This is a genomic window from Marinobacter persicus (assembly GCF_002934325.1).
In the GTDB taxonomy this organism is placed as follows: Bacteria; Pseudomonadota; Gammaproteobacteria; order Pseudomonadales; family Oleiphilaceae; genus Marinobacter; species Marinobacter persicus_A.
This window is the reverse complement of record NZ_PTIV01000005.1, coordinates 1-22,856: the sequence shown is the minus strand read 5'-3', so window position 1 is coordinate 22,856 and position 22,856 is coordinate 1. Positions and strand designations below refer to the sequence as shown.

Annotated in this window: 23 protein-coding genes, 1 rRNA gene and 1 other RNA gene; 3 read left to right on the top strand and 22 right to left on the bottom strand. The window is 57.7% G+C overall.

What is annotated here, in order from left to right; all coding sequences use genetic code 11:
- Nucleotides 1-11: 11 nt before the first annotated feature.
- The 9 genes from mraY to rsmI all read right to left on the bottom strand — a co-directional run bounded on the left by mraY (nucleotide 12) and on the right by rsmI (nucleotide 9,103).
- Nucleotides 12-1,097, bottom strand: a complete 1,086-nt coding sequence (mraY, locus tag BY454_RS04190) for a phospho-N-acetylmuramoyl-pentapeptide-transferase (RefSeq protein ID WP_104415548.1) — start codon at nucleotides 1,095-1,097, stop codon at nucleotides 12-14.
- The gene (locus tag BY454_RS04185; protein ID WP_104415547.1) at nucleotides 1,082-2,479 is read right to left on the bottom strand and encodes a UDP-N-acetylmuramoyl-tripeptide--D-alanyl-D-alanine ligase; all 1,398 of its coding nucleotides are present in this window, start codon (nucleotides 2,477-2,479) and stop codon (nucleotides 1,082-1,084) included. Before BY454_RS04185 ends, mraY begins: the two co-directional genes overlap by 16 nt.
- A complete protein-coding gene (locus BY454_RS04180; RefSeq protein ID WP_104415546.1) occupies nucleotides 2,476-3,960 on the bottom strand; it encodes a UDP-N-acetylmuramoyl-L-alanyl-D-glutamate--2,6-diaminopimelate ligase in 1,485 nt (494 codons plus the stop codon). Before BY454_RS04180 ends, BY454_RS04185 begins: the two co-directional genes overlap by 4 nt.
- Before the next feature lie 4 nt (nucleotides 3,961-3,964).
- Complete coding sequence (locus BY454_RS04175) at nucleotides 3,965-5,707, bottom strand: peptidoglycan D,D-transpeptidase FtsI family protein (protein ID WP_104415545.1); 1,743 nt, start codon at nucleotides 5,705-5,707, stop codon at nucleotides 3,965-3,967.
- A 27-nt stretch (nucleotides 5,708-5,734) separates the two neighbouring features.
- Nucleotides 5,735-6,139: a cell division protein FtsL gene (ftsL, locus tag BY454_RS04170; protein WP_104415544.1), complete on the bottom strand. Its 405-nt coding sequence runs from the start codon at nucleotides 6,137-6,139 to the stop codon at nucleotides 5,735-5,737.
- Between the two features lie 26 nt (nucleotides 6,140-6,165).
- Nucleotides 6,166-7,125, bottom strand: coding sequence for a 16S rRNA (cytosine(1402)-N(4))-methyltransferase RsmH (rsmH, locus tag BY454_RS04165; RefSeq protein WP_104415543.1), 960 nt, complete (start codon nucleotides 7,123-7,125; stop codon nucleotides 6,166-6,168).
- Complete coding sequence (gene mraZ / locus BY454_RS04160) at nucleotides 7,122-7,574, bottom strand: division/cell wall cluster transcriptional repressor MraZ (RefSeq protein WP_104415542.1); 453 nt, start codon at nucleotides 7,572-7,574, stop codon at nucleotides 7,122-7,124. Before mraZ ends, rsmH begins: the two co-directional genes overlap by 4 nt.
- Nucleotides 7,575-7,840: 266 nt before the next feature.
- Nucleotides 7,841-8,191, bottom strand: an RNA gene (gene rnpB / locus BY454_RS04155) — RNase P RNA component class A.
- A 39-nt stretch (nucleotides 8,192-8,230) separates the two neighbouring features.
- On the bottom strand, nucleotides 8,231-9,103 hold the full coding sequence (rsmI, locus tag BY454_RS04150; protein ID WP_104425539.1) for a 16S rRNA (cytidine(1402)-2'-O)-methyltransferase: 873 nt from the start codon (nucleotides 9,101-9,103) through the stop codon (nucleotides 8,231-8,233).
- A gap of 146 nt (nucleotides 9,104-9,249) precedes the next feature.
- Between rsmI and BY454_RS04145 the strand changes: the two genes are divergently transcribed.
- The 3 genes from BY454_RS04145 to BY454_RS04135 are packed head-to-tail and all read left to right on the top strand — an operon-like array spanning nucleotide 9,250 to nucleotide 12,085.
- A complete protein-coding gene (locus tag BY454_RS04145; RefSeq protein ID WP_104415540.1) occupies nucleotides 9,250-11,100 on the top strand; it encodes a penicillin-binding protein activator in 1,851 nt (616 codons plus the stop codon).
- Between the two features lie 19 nt (nucleotides 11,101-11,119).
- A complete protein-coding gene (locus BY454_RS04140; protein WP_104415539.1) occupies nucleotides 11,120-11,485 on the top strand; it encodes a YraN family protein in 366 nt (121 codons plus the stop codon).
- A 9-nt stretch (nucleotides 11,486-11,494) separates the two neighbouring features.
- The gene (locus BY454_RS04135; RefSeq protein WP_104415538.1) at nucleotides 11,495-12,085 is read left to right on the top strand and encodes an SIS domain-containing protein; all 591 of its coding nucleotides are present in this window, start codon (nucleotides 11,495-11,497) and stop codon (nucleotides 12,083-12,085) included.
- Between the two features lie 29 nt (nucleotides 12,086-12,114).
- On the opposite strand, the gene BY454_RS04130 is transcribed toward BY454_RS04135, so the two are convergent.
- The 13 genes from BY454_RS04130 to rrf all read right to left on the bottom strand — a co-directional run bounded on the left by BY454_RS04130 (nucleotide 12,115) and on the right by rrf (nucleotide 22,699).
- Entirely contained in the window at nucleotides 12,115-12,519 is a 405-nt protein-coding gene (locus tag BY454_RS04130) for a ClpXP protease specificity-enhancing factor (protein WP_258075558.1), read from the bottom strand.
- A 58-nt stretch (nucleotides 12,520-12,577) separates the two neighbouring features.
- Nucleotides 12,578-13,207 (bottom strand): glutathione S-transferase N-terminal domain-containing protein, encoded by a 630-nt coding sequence (locus BY454_RS04125; protein WP_104415536.1) that lies wholly within the window; start codon nucleotides 13,205-13,207, stop codon nucleotides 12,578-12,580.
- Between the two features lie 107 nt (nucleotides 13,208-13,314).
- A complete protein-coding gene (locus tag BY454_RS04120; protein ID WP_104415535.1) occupies nucleotides 13,315-14,070 on the bottom strand; it encodes a cytochrome c1 in 756 nt (251 codons plus the stop codon).
- Nucleotides 14,070-15,302 carry a cytochrome b gene (locus BY454_RS04115; RefSeq protein ID WP_104415534.1) on the bottom strand — a complete coding sequence of 411 codons (1,233 nt, stop codon included), beginning with the start codon at nucleotides 15,300-15,302 and terminating at the stop codon, nucleotides 14,070-14,072. The genes BY454_RS04120 and BY454_RS04115 overlap by 1 nt, the downstream gene beginning before the upstream one ends.
- Nucleotides 15,302-15,898: a ubiquinol-cytochrome c reductase iron-sulfur subunit gene (petA, locus tag BY454_RS04110; RefSeq protein WP_104415533.1), complete on the bottom strand. Its 597-nt coding sequence runs from the start codon at nucleotides 15,896-15,898 to the stop codon at nucleotides 15,302-15,304. The genes BY454_RS04115 and petA overlap by 1 nt, the downstream gene beginning before the upstream one ends.
- A gap of 234 nt (nucleotides 15,899-16,132) precedes the next feature.
- Nucleotides 16,133-16,525, bottom strand: coding sequence for a 30S ribosomal protein S9 (gene rpsI, locus BY454_RS04105; RefSeq protein ID WP_104415532.1), 393 nt, complete (start codon nucleotides 16,523-16,525; stop codon nucleotides 16,133-16,135).
- A 12-nt stretch (nucleotides 16,526-16,537) separates the two neighbouring features.
- The gene (gene rplM / locus BY454_RS04100) at nucleotides 16,538-16,966 is read right to left on the bottom strand and encodes a 50S ribosomal protein L13 (protein ID WP_091704371.1); all 429 of its coding nucleotides are present in this window, start codon (nucleotides 16,964-16,966) and stop codon (nucleotides 16,538-16,540) included.
- 204 nt (nucleotides 16,967-17,170) lie between these two features.
- The gene (locus BY454_RS04095; RefSeq protein WP_104415531.1) at nucleotides 17,171-17,971 is read right to left on the bottom strand and encodes a TatD family hydrolase; all 801 of its coding nucleotides are present in this window, start codon (nucleotides 17,969-17,971) and stop codon (nucleotides 17,171-17,173) included.
- Between the two features lie 15 nt (nucleotides 17,972-17,986).
- On the bottom strand, nucleotides 17,987-19,567 hold the full coding sequence (prfC, locus tag BY454_RS04090) for a peptide chain release factor 3 (protein WP_104415530.1): 1,581 nt from the start codon (nucleotides 19,565-19,567) through the stop codon (nucleotides 17,987-17,989).
- Nucleotides 19,568-19,626: 59 nt separating this feature from the next.
- Complete coding sequence (gene rimI / locus BY454_RS04085) at nucleotides 19,627-20,142, bottom strand: ribosomal protein S18-alanine N-acetyltransferase (RefSeq protein ID WP_308471492.1); 516 nt, start codon at nucleotides 20,140-20,142, stop codon at nucleotides 19,627-19,629.
- Nucleotides 20,106-20,876 (bottom strand): hypothetical protein, encoded by a 771-nt coding sequence (locus BY454_RS04080; RefSeq protein ID WP_146082685.1) that lies wholly within the window; start codon nucleotides 20,874-20,876, stop codon nucleotides 20,106-20,108. Before BY454_RS04080 ends, rimI begins: the two co-directional genes overlap by 37 nt.
- Before the next feature lie 31 nt (nucleotides 20,877-20,907).
- Nucleotides 20,908-22,458 carry a 2-isopropylmalate synthase gene (locus BY454_RS04075; protein ID WP_104415528.1) on the bottom strand — a complete coding sequence of 517 codons (1,551 nt, stop codon included), beginning with the start codon at nucleotides 22,456-22,458 and terminating at the stop codon, nucleotides 20,908-20,910.
- A 127-nt stretch (nucleotides 22,459-22,585) separates the two neighbouring features.
- Nucleotides 22,586-22,699 (bottom strand): 5S ribosomal RNA (gene rrf / locus BY454_RS04070).
- Between the last annotated feature and the right edge of the window lie 157 nt (nucleotides 22,700-22,856).

Here is a 22,856-nt window from a genome sequence, read left to right as displayed (position 1 = left end):
GTAACAGCTTCCTATCGGATTTTCAGACTGGCCAGGCCAATCAATACGAGAACCACGGTAATGACCCAGAACCGCACGATAACGCGCGGCTCGGGCCAGCCCTTCAATTCAAAATGATGATGAAGCGGCGCCATCCGGAAGATCCGGCGCCCGGTCAGCTTGAACGACGCCACTTGCAGGATCACCGAGATGGTTTCCATCACAAAAACGCCACCCATAATGAACAGTACAATTTCCTGACGAACAATAACCGCCACCACGCCCAGGGCAGCGCCCAGCGCAAGGGCACCCACATCGCCCATAAAGACCTGGGCCGGATAGGTGTTGAACCAGAGAAAGCCCAGCCCGGCGCCCACCAGCGCGCAACAGAACACGATCAACTCGCCCACCCCCGGCAAGTGGGGAATCAGCAGGTATTCGGCAAACTGCGCGTGCCCGGTGACGTAGGCAAAAATAGCCAGGGCACCCGCCACCATGACAGTGGGCATGATCGCCAGGCCATCCAGGCCATCGGTGAGATTGACCGCATTACTGCTACCGACGATCACGAAATATGAGAGCAGGATGAACAGAACCGGCCCCATGGTGATCGACACGTTTTTCAGGAACGGCAAATACAAGGAGGTCTCCTGAGGCAGTGAAGAACTGAAATACAACACAATGGCCGCAGCAGCACCGATCACCGACTGCCAGAAGTATTTCCAGCGCCCCGGCAGGCCGCGCGGATTGCGCTCAACCACCTTCCGGTAGTCATCAATCCAGCCAATCACACCGAATAGCATGGTAACGAGCAGCACCACCCAGACGTAGCGGTTACCCAGATCCGCCCAAAGCAATGTGGAAACGGCAATAGCCACCAGGATCAGCGCACCGCCCATGGTGGGCGTGCCGGCCTTGCTCAGATGTGTCTGGGGTCCGTCGTCTCTTACCGCCTGGCCAATCTGGTACTGACTGAGCTTGCGGATCATGAACGGCCCAATCAGCAGCGAGATCAACAGCGCCGTCAACACGCCCAGAATGGCGCGCAGGGTCAGGTACTGAAACACCGTCAGCGCCGTGAAATATTGTGAGAGTATCTCTGTCAGCCAGAGCAGCATGAATTTGTCACCTTGTTCTGAATGCCTTCCACCACACGATCCATGGCGGAACTGCGAGAACCCTTCACCAGTACAGTCATTGGACCGGGGGCTGTATCCCCGATCGCCTGAACGGCCTGGTCATGGTTCTGCATAACTTCTGATTTTGCCCCGAATCCCTCGGCATAGGCCTCACCTCCCGGCCCCACAGCCAGCAAACGTTCAATGCCTCTGATACGGGCATGCTCTCCCACTTCCCTGTGCAACGCCTCCGAGTCTTGTCCCAACTCGGCCATGGCGCCGAATACCGCCACCCGGGTGCCCGAAAAACCGGCCAACACATCCAGCGCCGCTTTCATGGAGGTCGGGTTGGCGTTGTAACTGTCGTCAATCAGCGTCAGTTGTTCCGATACCTTGATGATCTGCAACCGGCCTTTGACCGGGGTCAGGACGGACAGCCCTTCTGCCAGTTGCTGGTCCGAGGCCCCAAGTTCGCGGCAGGCGGCGATGGCCAGCATGGCGTTCATCAGGTTGTGCTCTCCCGCCAGCGGCAGCTCCAGCCGGAATTGCCACCCCTCCGGCCCATACACATCGGCAGACACGCCCTGCTCACTCACCTGCCGGTTATCGGCGCGGTAGTCGGCGTCCGGGTAACCAGCCAGCGATACGCTGCGTACCCGGCGGCCATCGGCCCGCTTCAGCCACTGCTCAAAGGCCGGATCGTCCCGATTCAGCACCACAGTCCCGTTTTCCGGGACCCCATCAATAATCTCGCCTTTCGCGCTCACGATATTCTGGTAGCTTCCAAAGCCCTCCAGATGGGCCTGACCCGCGTTGGTCAGGATCGCCACTTCCGGGCGCACCAGGGCCACGGTCCAGGCAATCTCGCCCAGCCCACTGGCACCCAGTTCGATGGCGCCATAGGCATGCCCTGGCTCCAGCCGGAACAGGGTCAGGGGCACGCCAATGTGGTTGTTCAGGTTGCCCTCGGTCGCCAGCGCAGACCCCATGCGCTCGAGAATCGACGCGGTCATCTGGCGCACGGTGGTCTTGCCGCTGCTGCCGGTAATGGCAATCAGCCGGGCAGCACTCTCGTTCCGGTTTCCCGATGCCAGAGCCGCCAGGGCCGTCAATGTATCCGGCACCACCAGTTGAGGCAGTGCCACCGAGCTATCCGCTGCATCCACCACGGCTGCCACCGCTCCCTGGCTCCGAGCCTGCTCCAGGAACTGGTGGCCATCGAATCGATCACCACGCAGGGCGACAAACAGTTGCCCGGCGCTCACGGTTCGGGTGTCCGTGGACACGCCACTAAACCGCAGGGAATCCAGGTCAGCATCGGCACCAGCAGGCCGCGCTTCCAACCACTGACAGGCCTGTGACAACAAAAAGTCGCGCATCATGCCACACCCCCACTCTGGTGCAAGCACTCATGGACCTGCTCGGCGTCACTGAACCGCAACTTCTCGCCCTGAATCTCCTGATAGTCCTCGTGGCCCTTGCCAGCGATCAGGACCACGTCGTCCGGTCCGGCCATTCCAATCGCGTGGGCAATGGCTTCTGCCCGGCCATGTAGCACTTCGTGATGTGCGCTTCCCGAAAAACCCTGAATAATGTCATTGGCAATAGCTTTCGGTGCTTCGCTGCGTGGGTTGTCATCGGTCACAATCACCAGGTCGGCGCCCTTTTCGGCCTCGCGGGCCATCTCGGCTCGCTTGCCCCGGTCCCGGTCGCCACCACATCCAAACACGCAGATCAAACGACCCCGGGTATGCGGGCGCAAGGCGGCCAACGCGTTGGCCAGGGCATCCGGCGTGTGGGCGTAGTCCACTACCGCCTGGCGGCCATCGGCTCCGGCAAAACGTTCCAGCCTTCCCGGCGGAGGAACCAGGCTGGCACAGGCCTTGACGGCGGCATCCTGCGGTACTCGCAACATCAATACAGTTGCTAACGCAGCCAACAGATTGCCGGCGTTAAAACTTCCCAACAAAGGTGCTTCCAGCTCAAACTCACCCCATTGACCATCCACCAGGGCCTGGAAACCTGTGGCTGTCGGCGTGAACCGTTTGAGCCAAAGCTCGGTCTGGGCTTCGTGCAGGCTGTAACGCACGCGGTCACATTGCCCTTCAAGCTGACCATAGAGCTGGCGCCCGAACGGGTCATCAAAATTGATCACGGCAAAGTGCAACTCTTCACGCAGGAAAAGGCTGGCTTTCGCCTGGCCGTAGGCTTCCATACTGCCGTGATAGTCCAGGTGATCCCGGGTGAGATTGGTGAATACCGCCCCGGTCATGGCCAGCTTGTCGACCCGCCCCTGGTCCAGGGCATGGGACGAGACTTCCATGACCGCCGCCCGGCCACCATCGGCCAGAATCCGGCTGAGTTCACGATTTACCTGCACCACGTCTGGCGTGGTGTGGGTCGCCGGTCGCAAATGCCCGGGCATACCATATCCCAGTGTGCCCAAGAGCCCGCAGGGTGTGCCGGCCGCCTGCAGCAAAAGGGCAATGTAATGGCTCACGGAGGTTTTGCCATTGGTGCCCGTGACACCAATCACCCGAAGATGCCGCGATGGGTGATCAAAAAAACGGGTGGCGATACGTCCCAGCTGGCTGCGCAATTCCGGCACGGGAACGATGAGGGCCTCCCGATGCTCATGGCATTCGGCAGGCTGATCCGTTTCCAGCAGCACCGCTGTCGCTCCTGCGGCAATCGCCTCCCCTACGTACTGTTCAGGCGCGGACCGGGCGCCAGCCAGGGCGATGAACGCATCGCCGGGACGAACCTTTCGGCTATCTGTCTGCAGGCCATGAACGGTCACATCAAAGACCGACGGAACCACCACGATTCCCTGGAGCAAGGTGCTGATGGAGGTGATGCACATAGCTTTACCCCCTCTCCCCGGCAGCCGCTTGCGGGCGACTGGTCCCGCTGACTTCCAGCTCAGGCTTCACGTTCAGCAGTCGCAGGGCGTCCCCCATGACACGGGCAAAAACGGGCGCTGCCACTTCACCCCCGTAATATTCGCCAGCCTGTGGCGCATCCACCGCTACAACGGTGACAATCCGGGGATTATCCATCGGCGCCATGCCCGCAAAAATGGCCTTGTACTGATCTTTCTCGTAGCCACTTGCGCCCACCAGATGCACCGTGCCGGTCTTGCCGCCGGCGGTATAGAGGTTTGGCTGGGCCCGCCCGCCGGTACCGCGAGCCACGGCTTCCTTCAGCATCTCGCGGACGGCCATGCTTACTTTTTCTGACACCACCCGGACACCCTCGGGCTTTTCATCCTGACGGATCAGGCTGACAGGGTAACGAATACCGCCATTGGCCAGCACCATATAGGCTTGGGCCAGTTGAAGGGCGTTAACACTCAGCCCGTAACCGTAAGACAGGGTTGCCTCCTCGACCGGCTGCCACTGGGAGCGCGCCGGCAGAACGCCCACCGCCTCCCCCGGGAAACCAATGCCGGTGCCCTGGCCAATACCCAGCCGGGCATAGAAGGTGCGCAATTCATCGCCACCCAGGTCGTTGGCGATTTTACTCGCGCCCACGTTACTGGATTTGACAATAATCTCGCCGAGATCCATCGCTCCGTAGTTGCGATGGTCACGGATAGTAAAGCGGCCAAAGCGACGATAACCGGGGGAGGTGTCAACAATCGTATCCGGCTTGTATTTACCCGATTCCAGTGCGGCGGCAATGGTAAACGGCTTCATTGTGGAACCCGGCTCAAACAGATCCGTAATGGCCTTATTGCGAAGGTTGGCCGGCGCCAGCTGTGAACGGTCATTGGGGTTGTAAGACCCCTGATTGACCATGGCCAGCACCTCGCCGGTACTAACATCCAGCATCACCAGCGTGCCGCCACGGGCATTATGGGCTTCCACCACCGCCTTGAGTTCACGGTAGGCCAGATACTGCAGACGCAGATCAATGCTCAGGTGAAGGTCTTTTCCTGGGCGCGCATCTTTAATCAACATCAGATCCTTGATGACTCGCCCATGATTGTCTTTGAGAACCCTCTTGCGCCCTGGCTCGCCAACCAGCCAGCGGTTGTAGGCCAGCTCAATGCCTTCCTGGCCCTGCTCATCAATATCGGTAAACCCCACAACATGGGCAGTCACTTCGCCGGCCGGATAATAACGGCGGTATTCCCGGCGGGCATGGACACCGGGGACGCCAAGCTCCAGCGCCTCTTGGGCCAGGGACGGCTGGATTTTGCGGCGCAGGAACATGAATTCACGTCCGGCGTAGTTTTCGAGACGCTGACGCAAACTTGCCCTTGACAGATCAAGCACGGAGGCGAGTTTGGTCAGACCAGGGTCATCGGGATCCACTTGTGATGGATTGGCCCAAACGGTCTGAACCGGCGTACTCACCGCCAACGGTTCGCCATAACGATCGGTAATGACGCCCCGATGGGCATCAATGGATTCCACCCGAATGGACCGGACGTCACCCTGTTGACGCAGGAACTCTGTATCAAGCAACTGTAAATCGACCAGGCGCCAACCAATACCGGCCATGACCAGCAGGAACACGCCCAGCACCGTGCCGAAACGCCAGGCCTTCAACCCTGACGCCAGCTTCAGCTTCCAGCCTGTGCTTTGGTTTCCTTGACCAGCCATTGATCACCTAACCCCGTTGTGTCGTTGTTATCGGGTTGCTACCGGTGACATCAAAGGCACCAGGACAATGTCTTCACGCCCTGGCACCACCATATCGAAACGCGCGGCAGCCAGCTTTTCGACTCGGCCGTGCGCGCTCAAGGCACTTTGCTCCAGCAGCAACTGACTCCATTCCCGCTGATAAGCGTCACGCTGTTCCTGCAAACCAGAAAGTGCATTGAAAAGCTTGCGGCTTTCGTAGGCGCTGACCACCACCCCAATCGCCGATGCCGTCATCACAGCGACCAGGGCCAGGGTAATCAAGACACGGGTTTCGCCGGTTGCCTGAAAGACCTGCCGAGACACCCGCACGGCCGTGGCAAAGCCCTCGCGCACCTTTTGCCGGCTAATCCGACTGGTTTTCGTTGGTTGTTCAATCGCTACCGCACCCATGGCGTCGCGCTCCCCTGAATCTGCTTTTAATCCGCTTTCCGCTCAAGCACCCGCATGACAGCACTTCGGGCGCGAACGTTTTCGTCAATTTCCTGCTGGTTCGCCTTGCTGGCTTTACCAATCAACCGATAGCCAGAGGCCTCTTGATCCGCTGTTACCGGAACCCCCTTGGGAATTTTCGGCCCCCGAGCGAGGTCCCTCATGAAACGTTTGACCACCCTGTCTTCCAGGGAGTGGAAGCTGATCACCACCAACCGCCCTCCGGGTGCCAGGCGATCGACCGCCGCTTTCAGCCCTACTTCCAGGTCTTCCAGCTCCCGGTTTATAAAAATCCGGATTGCCTGAAAGGTCCGAGTAGCCGGGTGCTTGTGTTTTTCTTTCTTGGGCACCGCTTCGGAAACCAGCTCCGCCAGCTGACGCGTGGTTTCAATGGGCATCTCCTGGCGACGCTCCACCACAAGACGCGCAATACGGCGGGAAAATCTTTCCTCGCCGTAACGGAAGATGACATTGGCAATGTCTTTTTCGTCGGCATGAGCCAACCACTCTGCGGCACTGGGAGCCTGCAGGGGGTTCATGCGCATATCCAACGGCCCCTCGCGCATAAAGGAAAAACCTCGACTGGCGTCGTCCAACTGGGGGGACGACACTCCAAGGTCCATCAACACGCCGTTAACCTGCGGCCAGTTCTGACTATCGAGAGCCTGCGACAGCTCGGCAAAGGAACCGTGGTACCAGGAGAAACGAGAGTCCACATCCGACAACGCCCGCGCCACCTCAATGGCCTGGGGGTCCTTGTCGATGCCCAGTAACCGACCTTCGCCGGCCAGCCGGCCGAGAATCAGGCGGCTATGACCACCGCGCCCAAAGGTGGCATCGACATAACGACCAGCTTCATCATTGACGAGGTAGTCCACCGCAGCATCCAGCAGTACCGACCGATGCTGGTAATCCTCACCGTCCTTTGATCCTGTTTCCGCCGTCATAGCGATAGCGCCTTCATTTCCGGTGGCATTTCGTCATCACCGGGTGATTCATCCACACAGGCGAACCAGCGCTCTTCACTCCAGAGCTCCAGCTTATTGCCCAGACCAACCAGCATCAGTTTCTTTTCCAGGCCGGCGTGATTTCTCAGAGTCGGCGGCACCAGAATCCGACCATTGGAGTCCAACTCCATTTCGGCTGCATGCCCGAGAATCAGACGATGGAGCCGCTGGACTGCCTTGTTCATGTTCGGCAACGCCTTAATTTTTGGTAGCAAAAGCTCCCATTCCGGCTCCGGGTACAGCAACAGGCAACGGTCTTCATCAGCATTGGCGGTCAGCACAATACGGCCACCGCAAAGTTGCACGAGCTTTTCGCGCACCTTTGCCGGGATCGCGAGGCGACCCTTTGCGTCCATATTGATGGCATGGCTGCCAAGGAAGTTGTCCATTTATGCCGAGTCCGGGCTGCTGAGATCCACAAATAACCACTAAAAACCACTTTTTCCCACTTCTGCACACTATAGAAACCCGCAATAGACAATGCAAGCTCAGTGAGCTTCGGTGTGTAGTCAAAAGTTCCTTTCAGGACAGCAACTTACGGAAGGGTAATTTAGGATAAACCTGAAGACGGGAAGAGAAAGAGAGGAAAAACAATTACCTGCAATAGACTCTGAAGAGTAATTCTAAGGTCTAAGATTTTTTGGGTATAAAAAGAAAAGTGAGCTCGCCGATAAGCCGGGTTCTGTCTTGGACAGTCATTCATCTAGGGTCTGCGTCACCACAGACCTCAAGCAACCTACCCGAGTCCAGCGCGGGCCACGCCATTGGACTCCTATTTGGTCTTGCTCCAGGTGGGGTTTACCATCGCCGTGGACTGTTGCCAGCCACGCGGTGCGCTCTTACCGCACCATTTCAACCTTACCGGCGCCCGAAGGCGCTTAGGCGGTATACTTTCTGTTGCACTTTCCGTCGGCTCGCGCCGCCCAGGCGTTACCTGGCACCTTGCCCTGTGGAGCCCGGACTTTCCTCCCCCGGCATAACCGGCGGCGACTGTCTGGCGAGCTCGGGGCTGACAATACCCGCGGCGCCACGCCCTTGCAAGACATTACTGATCTTTAAGGGCCAATGCGCGCTGATAGAGTTCGTTCTTACTGAGACCAGAAACGTCTGCCACAATACGCGCCGCTTTCTTGACCGGCAATTCAGCCACCAGCAGCGACAACAGCCTGTCCGCATCCAAGACGCCGGCTTCTTGGGACCCGGCGGGCGGTGCCCCGTGCACCATCACCACAAACTCACCGCGCGCACCGTTGGGGTCCGCCTCGAGGCTCTCTCGGACGGACTGGGCCGTCCCGCCGTAGAATGTCTCGAACGTTTTGGTCAGTTCCCGACCCAGGACACATTCACGCTCCCCGCCCATCACCTCAACCAGATCTTCCATCAAGGCCAGGATCCGATGCGGAGATTCGTAAAACACCAGCGTGGCCGGCTGCTCCCGCAACTCTTCCAATGCTGCCCTTCTGCCGCTCCGCTTTGCCGGCAAAAAACCCGCAAACAGAAAACGATCGGTCGGCAGGCCTGCGGCCGACAACCCCGCCACTAATGCGCACGGCCCCGGCACTGGCGAAACTCGAAAGCCGGCTTCGCGGACCTCCCGAACCACCACGTACCCGGGATCGGAGATCAACGGCGTGCCCGCGTCCGAGATCAGGGCAATATCCTGCCCGGCTTTAAGCGCCTCGAGAATTCGTACCACCCGGTCACGCTCATTATGATCATGCAGCGCCAACATGGGCTTGCTGAGCCCCAGGTGCTGCAATAACCGACCGCTATGGCGCGTATCTTCAGCAGCCACCAGGCCCACCCGCGACAGGACCAGCTGAGCCCGCTCGGAAAGATCCTGTAGATTACCAATCGGTGTTGCGACCACGTATAGAACGCCGCCTGGACGTTCACTGTGAGACTCTGGGCTGGGCATAGAACAAGCTCCGGGTGTGATAAAAGCAATCCCGACAAAGCCAATTCATGACCTCAACGCCATGTGAATCGTGCCGGGAGCTGGTAAACTTGCCACCGAACTCGCGGCATCACAAGCCCATTCATCCGGAGACAACCGAGCCTGCCATGAAAAAGCCAAGCTGCCCCCCTACTATTCCGGCCATGCTGCTCCTGCTATCGCTGGTGCTGAGCGGCTGTGCAACGACCGACCTGGGAAGCCACCAGGCCAACTCGCCAGCTCAGGCGCTGTCGCTGGCAGCGGATGAAGAGAACCGGACTTTGGCTCAGAGCTATCTGCTGCGCACCGCCAACCGGTTCCAGGACCAGGGAAATCACGCCAACGCCCGGACCCTGCTTCGTGACAACCAACTGGTAAGCCTGTCCCCCGAATTGAAAAAGCAGTGGCAACTTCTGGCCATGGCCAGCGCCGTCGCGCTTGAAGACAAGCGCTGGGCAACAGATCTTGCCAAACAGCTTGAACCGGAGGGTTTCCTGGCCTATCCAGATGAACTCATGGCCCGAGCTGCCCGGCTGCAGTCTCAAACTTTTGCGCTGGCCGGACAGCCACTGGATGCCGCGAAATCGTTGATCCTCCTCGGCCAACTCAACAGCAGCATCCAGCCTCAACCGTTGCACGACCAGATCTGGGGATACTTCAAGGATCTGGATACCACCGAACTGCAGGCAGCGACGAAAACTGCAACCGGCTTTGAAATTCAGGGCTGGCTGGAGTTGGCAACAACCCTTCAGGACCGCGCCGCTAGCCTGGATGTTCAGGGCCGCAAGGTCCGGCAATGGCAAAACAACTGGCCGAGCCACCCCGCGGCACAGGTCCCACCTACCGAGCTGCGCCTGCTGGCAGAACTGGCCTTAACCCGGCCTGAAAACATTGTACTGGCCCTGCCGTTTGAGGGCCGCCTGGCCAGCGCCGGTCAGGCAATTCGAGATGGCTTCCTGGCAGCCTACTATACCGACGACACCGCAGATCGGGACAAAACCGATATCCGCATTCTCGATACCAGCGGTCGGTCTTTTTCGGAACTTTATCAGGAACTGAGCAACTCCCAGGCTGACCTGGTGATAGGCCCGCTGGACAAACAGGCCCTGGGCGAGCTCTCCCGGATGAACACCCTGCCCATACCGGTTCTAGGCCTGAATTATTTGCCTGAAAAAAGCCGCATTCCGGATGGACTCCACCAATTCGGCCTGTCTGCGGAAGACGAAGCGCGCCAGATTGCCGAACGGTTGGCCAATCAACAGATCCAGCATGTGCTGGTTCTGATTCCCCACGGAGACTGGGGTGATCGGGTGGAAGCCGCACTGCTCGACCGTATGGCGAAGCTCGACGTAGACGCACTGGACATTGTCCGTTTCATGCCCGATGAAAACCTGCGCTCGGTCACTGCCGACCTGCTGGGCATCACCACCTCCCGTAACCGCGCCATTGAGGTTGAGCGTACCATTGGCCTGGACGTGGAGTTCGAGCCCCGGCGGCGACAGGACGCAGAAGGCATTGTCATGGTCGCATCCCCCACCATCGCACGGCAGCTCAACCCTCTGTTTGCGTTTTATTATGGCGGAGACCTGCCTGTCTATTCGCCTTCAATCGTCTACGAGGGCACGCCAAATGCCTCTCGCGACAGGGACCTGAACCAGGTGAACTTTACCGACATCCCCTGGGTACTTGAGCCGGAATTGGCACTCAGAAGCGAAACTTCAAAGCACTTCAGCAACACCCAAGGGCAACTGGGCCGGCTCTTTGCCATGGGCGCAGATGCCTGGCAGATCAGCAAGCGCCTCCCCCTGTTACGTCAGATCGAAGACGCCAGCATTGATGGCCTGACAGGCACACTGACCATGGAACCGGACGGCAGCATTCATCGCCACCAGCTTTGGGCCCGCTTCCGCAATGGCAAGGCCGTGTTGACGGAAACGCCAGACACAACAGAGGAAAAGGAAGGCAACACCGCCCCCTGATTCAAAGTGAGATATCGCCATGGAAGGCGCCAGAGACCGGGGCACCCGTTACGAAGGTGTGGCCGCACGTTACTTGCAGAGCAAAGGCGTAAGCATTATTGAGCGCAACGTATACAGCCGGGGTGGGGAAATTGACCTGATCGGCTGGGACGGCGGCGTGCTGGTCTTTTTTGAAGTGCGATTTCGCAAAGCCGATGGCCTGGTGGATCCCGCAAGCTCAATCACCAGGCATAAGCAGCAACGCCTGTTGCGAGCCGCAGCTTTTTACCTTCATCGCAACGGACAATGGGATGCACCAACCAGAATTGATGTCATTGGCATCACGCCCGGTCAAACCAGCCGGTACCGGGTACAATGGATCAAAAATGCGATTCAGGCGAGTTAATTCAGCATCATGAGCGACACCGAACACAAGATTCATCAGTGGTTTGCCACTCACATGGAGCAGACAGCCCAGGCGGCCAGCACCGTAGCCCCTTTGATTGAAAGTGTGGCGGATGCCTGTGTCAGCAGCCTTCTGCAGGATGGCAAAATCATTGCTTGCGCCAATGGCAACGCCAATGTGCTGACGCAGTATTTCTGTACCGCGATGCTTTCAAGACTGGAGCAGGAGCGACCAGCTCTACCAGCCATCAATCTCGGCGCGGATGCCACAACCTACTCTGCAATCTGCCGCGAGAACCGCTTTAACGACACCTTCTCCCGGCAGGTTCAGGCGGTTGGAAAGCCCGGAGACTTACTCTTTGTGGTTGTCGATGACGGCCACAAAGCCAACCTGATTCAAGCCATCCAGGCCGCTCACGACCGGGAAATGCAGGTCGTCGTCCTTAGTGCCCGGGAGAAGTCCGACATCACCTCGCTTATGCACCCGGAAGACCACGAATTGACCCTGAATGACCTCCCACCCCATGAAGCCACGCCATTGCTGATGGTTATCATCAACGCCATCTGCGACCAGATTGACCAGAAACTTTTCGGCGGGTAATAAAAAAGCCGGATTAACCGGCTCTTTTGTTATTTGACCACTTTCAATGTGGGCTTGCCATTCGGCCGCTCTTCCTGCTGCGGAGGCGTACCGTGATCATCCGTACCATCAGGATCCGGTGAGCCCGGCTCACTGCCGAACACCATACCCTCGCCATTTTCCTTGGCATAGATGGCAACCACAGCCTGCAGCGGAATGAACACCTGCATCGGGACGCCGCCAAACCGTGCGCTGAACTCAAGCGCACCGTTGCCAACCACCAGTCCGCGTACCGCGCCTGGGCTGATATTCAGCACAATCTGACCGTTCGCCACATGCTCGGTCGGGACCTGAACGCCCTGAACGCCCGCATCAACCACAATGTACGGCGTGCAGTCGTTATCCAGGATCCATTCATTCAGGGCGCGAACCAGATAGGGCCGGCTTGAATTCATGCTAAAGCTCATGTCTGACACGGTTTCCACTCCTGCCGCTGTGATCGGAGGTCGAAATTCAGCTTCGGATGTCTTCTTCCAGGTCGGAAAGGCTTGCCTTGAACCCTTCCCGCGCGAAGATGCTATCCATATATTTGAGTAGAGGCTTGGCCTGCTTTTCGTTCAGCTCAATGCCCATTGCGGGCAGCCGCCAAAGGATGGGCGCGATGCAGCAATCCACAATGGTGAACTCTTCCGACAGGAAGTACGGCATCTCACCGAACAGCGGTGCGGTCGCCAGCAGGCTTTCTTTCAACTCCTTGCGCGCGGCCTCGGCAGCTTTGCTATTAGGCTGGGCCAGGATAGTGTCCACCAGACCACACCAATCCTTCTGGATGCGGTGAATCATGAGCCGGCTATTTGCCCTAGCAACCGGGTAGACAGGCAGCAGGGGAGGATGAGGAAAGCGCTCATCCAGATATTCCATCATGATGTTTGGCTCGTACAGAGCCAAGTCCCGATCCACCAGGGTCGGCAAGGCGTTGTACGGGTTCAGGTCAGCCAGTTCGGCCGGCGGATTGTCTGGATCCACATCCACAATGTCCACCGTAACACCCTTCTCGGCCAGAACAATACGGACACGGTGGCTGTAATGGCTGGTGGGATCCGAGAAAAATGTCATTGATGACCGTTTGGTCACAACGCCCATATAGTTACCTCACGATTCTAAAAACCGAAAATATTCCTGAAACGCAAAAACCAGCGGACCCGAAACGGGCCCGCTGGGTATCAGCGCGGGAGATTATACCCTAATTTTCAGTGTACGTCTTTCCAGTACTCGCGGTTGAGCAAGTAGGCGACGACAAAGAAAATGGCCACAAAGATCAGCACGAAAATACCCAGACGTTCGCGCTCAACCTTGACCGGATCTGCCATGTAAGACAGGAAGTTGGTCAGGTCCCACATAGCCTGGTCAAACTCCTGACCGTCCATGGAGCCTTCCAGCGCGTACTCTGGGCAAACGTCGGCGTTATTGACGTTACCGCTGAGAGGCTCAACGCTCGCATGCACACCAATGTTCGGCTCCACGGCACACAGGCCTTGCAGACCTACCAGCACGTGAGGCATACCAACCTTGGGGAACACCACATTGTTCACGCCCAGCGGACGGGACTCATCCTTGTAGAAGCCACGCAGGTAGGAATATACCCAGGACTCACCACGCAGACGGGCTTCCAGAGTCAGGTCGGGTGGCGGTGCACCGAACCAGCCTGCAGCCATGTCCTTATTCATGGAGATTTTCATCAGCTCGCCGATCTTGGCGCTAGTGAAAATCAGGTTTTCTTCATACAGATCTTCGGGAATCCCAAGGTCCTGAGCCACTCGCTTATAACGAGCGTATTTCATGGAGTGACAGCCCATGCAGTAGTTGGTGAACATTGCGGCACCGCGCTGCAGGGATTCCTTGTTGGTATGATCCGGCTCCATGTGATCGAGAGGAACCGCGCCACCGGCTGCCAGGCCGATGGCCGGCAGCATGGCGAAAACGAGACCAAAAATCAGCTTTCTCATTATCCTGTCACCCTCTCTGGAACTGGCTTGGTTTTCTCCATGCGCGTGTAGAACGGCATAAGAATAAAGTACAGGAAGTACAGTGCAGTCAGGATCTGGGCCACAGTGGTACGACCTGGCGTAGCCGGAACCAGACCAAGGTAACCCAGGATCACAAAGCTGACCGCAAAGATGGCCAGGGCAATCTTGCTCAACCAACCCTTGTACCGGATGGAACGAACCGGACTGCGATCCAGCCAGGGGAGAACGAACAGGATAGCGATGGCACCACCCATGACCACGACACCCCAGAACTTCGCGGGCAGACCAAACAGGTCCACGGTCACTGCGCGCAGCATTGCGTAGAAGGGCGTGAAGTACCAGACGGGCGCAATGTGCGCAGGCGTCTGAAGCGGATTCGCCGGCTGGAAATTAGGCTTCTCGAGGAACAGGCCACCCATTTCCGGGAAGAAAAACACCACGATGAAGAAGATGAAGAAGAAGACTGCAACACCCACGAGATCGTGAACGCTGTAGTAAGGGTGGAACGGAATACCGTCTTTCGGGATGCCATTCTCATCCTTGTTCTTCTTGATATCGATACCATCGGGGTTGTTGGAACCCACTTCGTGCAGTGCCAGGATGTGCAGCACCACCAGCCCCAGCAGGACGATCGGCAACGCGACCACGTGCAGGGCAAAGAAGCGGTTCAGGGTGATGCCGGAAATCAGGTAGTCACCACGGATCCACAGGGAAAGGTCTTCACCGATGACCGGGATCGCACCAAACAGGTTCACGATAACCTGGGCGCCCCAGTAGGACATCTGACCCCAAGGCAGCAGGTAGCCCATGAAGGCTTCCGCCATAAGAACCAGGTAGATCAGCATGCCGAAGATCCAGATCAGCTCACGCGGCTTCTGGTAGGAGCCGTACATGAGCCCGCGGAACATATGCAGGTAAACCACAATGAAGAAGGCAGAAGCGCCAGTGGAGTGCAGGTACCGCAGCAACCAGCCCCACTCAACATCACGCATGATGTACTCAACGGAGGCAAACGCACCTTCGGCTGAAGGGTTGTAGCTCATGGTAAGCCAGATACCGGTCAGCAGCTGGTTAACCAGAACAAGCATGGCCAGGGAGCCAAAGAAGTACCACATGTTGAAGTTTTTCGGAGCGTAGTACTTCGCCAGGTGTTTGTTCCAGGCATCAACAATTGGCAGACGGTCGTCCACCCAATTAATCAGTTTCTGCATCACGCTGCCTCCGGATCAAGACCAACGGTCAGGGTCGATTCGTCATCAAACCGGTACGGCGGCACCTCAAGGTTCAGAGGAGCCGGCACCCCTTCAAAAACGCGACCCGCGAGGTCGAACTTGGAACCGTGACACGGGCAGAAGAAGCCGCCCAGCCAGTTTTCTCCAAGGTCCGCCGGAGCCACTTCCGGACGATAAGTCGGAACACAGCCCAAGTGGGTACAGATGCCCACCAGCACGGCAAATTCCGGCTTCAGGGAGCGCAGAGGGCCATTGATATACTCTGGCTGCTGACTCGCTTCCTTGGACTCAGGATCTCTGAGCCGAGGCGCCATTGCCTTGACGTTTTCAATCATTTCCGGTGTCCGGCGGACAATCCAAACTGGCTTGCCTCGCCAGTTAACGGTGATCTGCTGACCCGGTTCAATTTTGTCGACATTGACTGTTACCGGTGCACCGGCTGCTTTCGCTTTTGCACTGGGGTTCCAGGACTGCACGAAAGGAACGGCCGCACCGACGACGCCGACACCACCTACCACAGACGTGGCACCGATCAGAAACCGGCGCCGGCCTTGGCTCACGTCGCCATTACTCATTATGGTTTTCTCCCATCAGGCGAGGCGCAGACGGGGCAAACCGTCACTGCGCATCTCAAAGGACTTCACAACCCAAAATTGTAAGCGCTGAAATGGTAATGAAATTGCCCCAAGCTTACAAGCCGGAAAGGCTTACAGACCTGCCAGGACTGCGCCAGATCAAAATTTTTCAGAGTGTCCAGACATAAAAAAACCCGGCCAAAAGCCGGGTTTTCCAACGACAGAAAATGTCGATTAACGCTTGGAAAACTGCGGACGCTTACGCGCCTTGCGCAGACCAACCTTTTTACGCTCAACCTTACGAGCGTCACGGGTTACATAACCCGCCGCGCGCAGAGCCGGACGCAGAGTTTCGTCATAGTCCATCAGGGCACGGGTCAGACCGTGACGGATCGCGCCCGCCTGACCACTGGTGCCACCACCAGAAACCGTAATGTTGATATCAAAACGGTCAGTTGATTCAGCAACCACCAGCGGCTGGCGAACAATCATGCGCAGAGTCGGACGACCGAAAAACTGCTCAATGCTGCGACCGTTGATGGAAATGTTGCCGCTTCCCGGCTTGATGAAAACCCGAGCCGTGGATGATTTGCGGCGACCAGTACCGTAATTTTGTGCTACAGACATATCCGCCTTCCGTTAAATGTCGAGTTCTTTGGGCTGCTGAGCTGCATGAGGATGCTCAGTGCCGGCGTAGACTTTCAGCTTCTTAAACATGGCGCGGCCGAGCGGGCCTTTCGGAAGCATGCCTTTGACAGACTTCTGAATGATTTGCTCGGGAGCCTTGTCTACCAGCTTCTCGAAGTTGATGGATTTGATTCCACCCGGAAAGCCGGTGTGGCTGTAGTACATCTTTGCAGATGCCTTTTTGCCGGTAACCTGCACCTGGCTGGCATTGATAACAACGATGTAGTCGCCAGTGTCCACGTGAGGAGTATACTCAGGCTTATGCTTGCCCCGCAGACGACGGGCGATTTCGGTTGACAGACGACCGAGCGTCTTGCCGGCTGCGTCTACAACGTACCAGTCACGTTTTACTGTTTCTGGTTTCGCACTCAGAGTCTTCATTGATTCCGCCTTGAACGCTATAAAAGAAACGTTGAAAACCACCACCGGTAAATGCAAGGCATCCGGAGGAGGTTCATACCTGTTATGTTGGCAGTGACACTATTCGGGGCTGAGATAGTGACATCGCCTTGAAAAGCCAGGGCGCGAAGTATACTCGATGGTCAACGTAAAGCCAACCCCACCCTCGTTGCTTTCGCTAATCCCCTATGTTTCTGGAGCCAGCAACCGGGAATCGGTGCCATACAGTTCTGCGGCATTGGCCAGCAACTGGTCAGCAAGCGCCTGTTCACCTTCACCTTTCAGAGCAACCAGGGCCCGAAAAATGCCCGGCAGAACGGCCGGGGAATTCTGTCCTTTGTCCACCCCGGCCGGCGCCATGTCCGGCGCATCGGTCTCCAGCACCAGGGCGGAAGCCGGCAGCCGGTCAATGGCGTCGCGGGTCTTTTTGGCCCGCTCGAAGGTAATAACACCACCAACACCGATAAAACAGCCCAGGTCGACAAGCTTCTTCGCCTGCTGATAGCTGCCTGAAAAACCATGGATAAGCGCCCGGCCCTGCCAGTGCTTTTCGCGCAGGATACCGTGCACCTGATCGTGAGTTTTCACCGAATGCACGACCAGCGGCAGCTCATGGGCGGCGGCGATGTCAATTTGCGAACGGAACCAGGGCTCCTGAACGTCCAGATCGCCATGCAGCGCATCAAGACCACACTCTCCAACCGCCAGACAACCTTCAGGTTTTGAATTCAGCAGCGCCTCCAGCCGCTCGAGGTCCGATTCGTCATGCTCGTCAACGAACCACGGATGAATTCCCAGGCAATACCAGATACCGGACTTCGGCCGAACCAGCGATGCTATCCGGGGCCAATCCGGCCGGCGCACGCCGGGGATCACCAGTCCCCTAAGGCCCTGCTGGTAGGCCCTCGCCCATTCATCATCTCTTACCCCGTCAAAGCGGGGAAAATCAAAGTGGCAATGGCTGTCAAACAATATGGGCGTCGACATCATTACCTCCCGGGGTCAGTGCTCCCGTGTCTTCTGGAACCGGATCTCCGGATAACGCTCCTGGGCCAGGTTCAGATTTACCATGGTCGGGGCGATGTAGGCCAGGCGATCACTGCCGTCGAGGGCCAGGTTGTCCTGATTCCGACGCTGGAACTCATCGAGTTTGCGTTCGTCGTCGCAGGCGACCCAGCGAGCGGTAGCCACGTTGATGGGTTCGTAGATCGCTTCCACCTTGTACTCACTCTTGAGGCGACTGACCACCACGTCAAACTGGAGCACCCCAACTGCGCCCACAATCAGATCATTGTTCTGGAGCGGACGGAAGACTTGGACCGCGCCCTCTTCCGACAGCTGGATCAGGCCTTTCTGTAGCTGCTTGGCCTTGAGCGGGTCTTTCAGACGAATACGGCGGAACAGCTCCGGGGCAAAGTTCGGAATGCCCGTGAACTTCATGTTCTCGCCCGCAGTGAACGTATCGCCCAACTGGATGGTGCCGTGGTTATGCAGGCCAATAATGTCGCCGGCAAAGGCCTCATCGGCGTGCTCACGGTCACCGGCCATGAAAGTCAGCGCGTCCGAGAAGCGGACATCCTTGCCAATACGGACATGACGCGCCTTCATGCCCTGCTGGTAGCGGCCGGAAACGATCCGCAGAAACGCCACGCGATCACGATGCTGCGGGTCCATGTTCGCCTGTATCTTAAAGACAAACCCGGAGAAGCCCTCTTCCGCCGGCTCGACCTTGCGGGCGTCGGTCTCACGACCCTGGGGCGATGGCGCCCACTCCACCAGCCCGTCCAGCATATGGTCAACACCGAAGTTACCCAGTGCGGTACCGAAGAACACAGGCGTCAGTTCCCCTTTCAGGAACGCCTCATGATCGAACTCATGGGACGCACCTTTTACCAGTTCAATCTCATCCCGCAGGTCGTCCGCATAGCTGCCAATGGCTTCGTCCAGATCCGGGTTGTCCAGCCCCTTGACGATCCGCTTCTCCTGGATAGTATGCCCATGGCCGGAGTGGTACAGAATCACCTCGTCTCTTAGCAGATGATAGACGCCCTTGAAGCTTTTACCCATGCCGATGGGCCAGGTGATTGGCGCACAGGCAATCTTGAGCACCTCCTCCACTTCATCCATGAGTTCGATCGGATCCCGGGTATCCCGGTCCAGTTTGTTCATGAAAGTAAGAATCGGGGTATCCCGCAGCCGGGTAACTTCCATCAGCTTGATGGTCCGGTCCTCAACGCCCTTGGCGCTGTCGATAACCATGAGGCAGGAATCGACGGCGGTTAATGTGCGATAGGTGTCTTCGGAAAAGTCTTCGTGTCCCGGGGTATCCAGCAGGTTGACCAGTTTTCCGCCATAGGGAAACTGCATGACGGAGGTAGTGACCGAGATACCCCGCTCTTTCTCCATTTCCATCCAGTCCGATTTGGCATGCTGGCCGGATTTCTTGCCTTTGACCGTGCCCGCTTTCTGGATGGCCTGGCCAAACAGCAGCACCTTTTCGGTGATGGTGGTTTTACCGGCATCCGGGTGCGAGATGATGGCAAAGGTGCGGCGCTTGGCCACTTCCTGGGAAAGGTTAGACATAAAAACGGTAACCTGAATGGTATGGATGAAAAGCGGTAATTATACGGCCTAGGGCGGGCTCAGGTGAACCTCAGGGACATCACCCTTGCCGTTTCGCGCGTGGCGCCATTGGGGTAATAACCTGGCCTGCGGCCAATTTCTTCAAAGCCCTCACTCAGATACAGTGCTGCTGCCCCTTGGTTACTTTCCCGGACCTCAAGGATCATCATCGCCATTCCGTCATGGGCGGCCTCGGCCAGCGCATGACGCAATAGATAACGACCGGCGCCACAGCCACGGATATCCGGGTGAATGCAGATATTCAGCAAATGCGCCTCATCGACCATGTAATTAACAATTGCATAGCCCAGCACCTGCTCTTCCCGAGCCAGGGCCCATAGCCGGTAATTATCCTGAAAACAATCCAGGAATACAGACTCCGACCAGGGATGGGAATGGCTGAGCCGTTCGATTTCCTGCACCCGGACCAAGTCCCCGGGTAACAACGGCCTGATCGCCACTCCCTGCAGCGGCAGCTCTCGCAAGGAATCCGGGGCAATCATGAGGGCCGACGACAGGGCTTTATCAGAGCCCACAATTCCCGTTTGAGTCCGGGATCGCCAGCCAGGGCCGCAAGGCTGGCTGAAAGCTGGACCTCCGGCTCCCGTCCCAGGGCCTCAGTCAGCCAGTCACCGCCGGTCCCCAGGACAATCACCGTCTTATCAGCATGGCCCTGCAACCGGTCTGCAAGAATGTCCGTCAGGTGGGAGGGGTTATTGAGGCCAACACTCAGATTATTGAACAGTGGCCAACGGAGTGTTCCCAGTGCTTCGGGGCTTGTCTCGTTCAAGGCGCCCAGTATATTGCCTGCCAGGGACTGCTGCAGCGCCATGCTGGTCTGTTCAGAGAGTGTTGCCAGTAGAAGGTGGTGCCTGCCTGCCCACACCTGGAGTGTCAGGTTTGGTATGCCAGGCGTATCCGCGCGATTCCCGGCGGTCACCACAGCAGCTTCTTCGACAGGACCTTCGGCTTCCCTTTCGGTGGGTTCGACCTGGTCGGACGCCACACGGGCAACGGACCGTTCCTGGGGTGCCGACTCCCCATCCATCAGGGACTGCAGCCGCGCAATATGATCACGGCCCTTTCCAGGCTCCTGTGCTGGCCGGACTGGAGCCGGCCCCGGCTCAGGCACGGAAACCGGCTCCGCCTCCCCTTCCGCGAAGTCGTAAGCGGGGCTTGGGGCAGCGCCGGGCAGAGCCTCACGGGCATACCACATCCGAATGCCAGCAGCGGCCAGATAGAACTGCCTTTGCGCTTCCGTCCCGATCACATTCACTCCAACTCTTCCCAAACGGTCCTGCTCAGACGTCCGCACTTTGTGGATGCTGACGAACTGCCCCACGGGTGATCAGGTTGAGGGCCTCGATGTAGGCCTTTGCCGAGGCAATGATGATATCGGTGTCTGCGCCGACACCATTCACAATCCGTCCACCACGCTCCAGACGCACAGTCACCTCACCCTGGGCATCGGTACCACTGGTAATGGCATTAACCGAGTACAACTGCAGATTGCACCCGGAATCCACCAGGGATTCAATGGCCTTGAAGGTGGCATCCACCGGGCCACTGCCTTCGGCTTCAACGGTGTGCTCCTTGTCTTCGATAGTCATGGTCAGGATGGCCTTGGGAATCACGCCGGTTTCCGAACACACCTGCATGCATACCAGATCGTAAGGGCCGACTTCCTCTTTCTGGCGGGTATCGCTGGCGATGGCCTGCAGATCTTCGTCAAAGATTTCGTGCTTAAGGTCAGCCAGTGCTTTAAAGCGCGTGAACGCCTCGTTCAGCTCGGTTTCGGTCTCAAACTTGATGCCCAATTCCAGCAAACGGGTCCGGAAGGCATTGCGACCGGAGTGCTTGCCCAGCACCAGGCTGTTGGTATGCCAGCCGACATCCTGTGCGCGCATGATTTCATAGGTTTCCCGATGCTTGAGCACCCCATCCTGGTGAATGCCGGATTCGTGGGCAAAGGCGTTGGCACCAACGATGGCTTTATTCGGCTGTACGGGGAATCCGGTAATGGTGGATACCAGCCGGGAAGCCGGCACAATGTGCTGGGTATCGATACGGGTATCGATATTAAAGAGGTCCTGGCGGGTGCGAACCGCCATAACAATCTCTTCCAGCGAGGCATTGCCCGCACGCTCGCCCAGTCCGTTGATGGTACATTCCACCTGCCGCGCACCGTTGGTAACCGCCGCAACAGAGTTGGCGACAGCAAGGCCCAGGTCATTATGGCAATGGACGGAGAAAATAGCCTTGTCCGCATTGGGTATGCGTTTCATTAGCTGCCGGATGGTCTCACCGAACTGCTCCGGGATCGCGTAGCCAACGGTATCCGGAATGTTGATGGTACGGGCGCCCGCATCAATGGCCGCTTCAATGATTCGACACAGGAAGTCCAGTTCCGAACGGCCGGCGTCTTCGCAGGAAAACTCCACGTCATCAACATGGTTACGCGCGCGTTTGACCGCTTTCACCGCCTGCTCAACGACTTGCTCCGGCTGCATCTGTAGCTTGTGCTGCATGTGGATGGGCGAGGTGGCAATAAAGGTATGAATCCTGCCCCGTTCAGCAGGGCGGACGGCTTCCGCGGCCCGATCAATGTCCTTGTCCAGTGCGCGCGCCAGGCTGCAGATTGTGGAATCCTTCACCGATTCGGCGATGCCCTTGATGGCCTCAAAGTCGCCCTGGCTGGCGATGGCAAAGCCTGCTTCGATAACGTCCACACGCAGCTTTTCCAGCGCTTTGGCAATGCGGAGTTTTTCCGCCTTGTTCATGGTTGCGCCGGGGCTTTGTTCGCCGTCACGCAGGGTGGTATCGAAAATGACCAAATGATCGGTTGCGGCCATTGCAGGGACTCCCTTGAAAATTATTGATGTCGTTATGGGCGAGAGTATATCACTTCCGGGCTCGAGACGTTTTTCCAGGCAATAAAAAACCCCCGACGGCGAACCGGCGGGGGTTTTGGTATTAAGAGCCTGACGATGACCTACTCTCACATGGGCGAACCACACTACCATCGGCGCAGGTCTGTTTCACTTCTGAGTTCGGGATGGGATCAGGTGGTTCCAGACCGCTATGGTCGTCAGGCAAAAACGTTGATCACTGGGAGGCGAGAAAGAACGTGATGTTGATTTCCGAGCTTTTGGCTCGTTGCGTTATCCGCAATTGTCTTGGGTGTTATATAGTCAAGCCGCACGAGCAATTAGTACTGGTTAGCTCAACGCCTCGCAGCGCTTACACATCC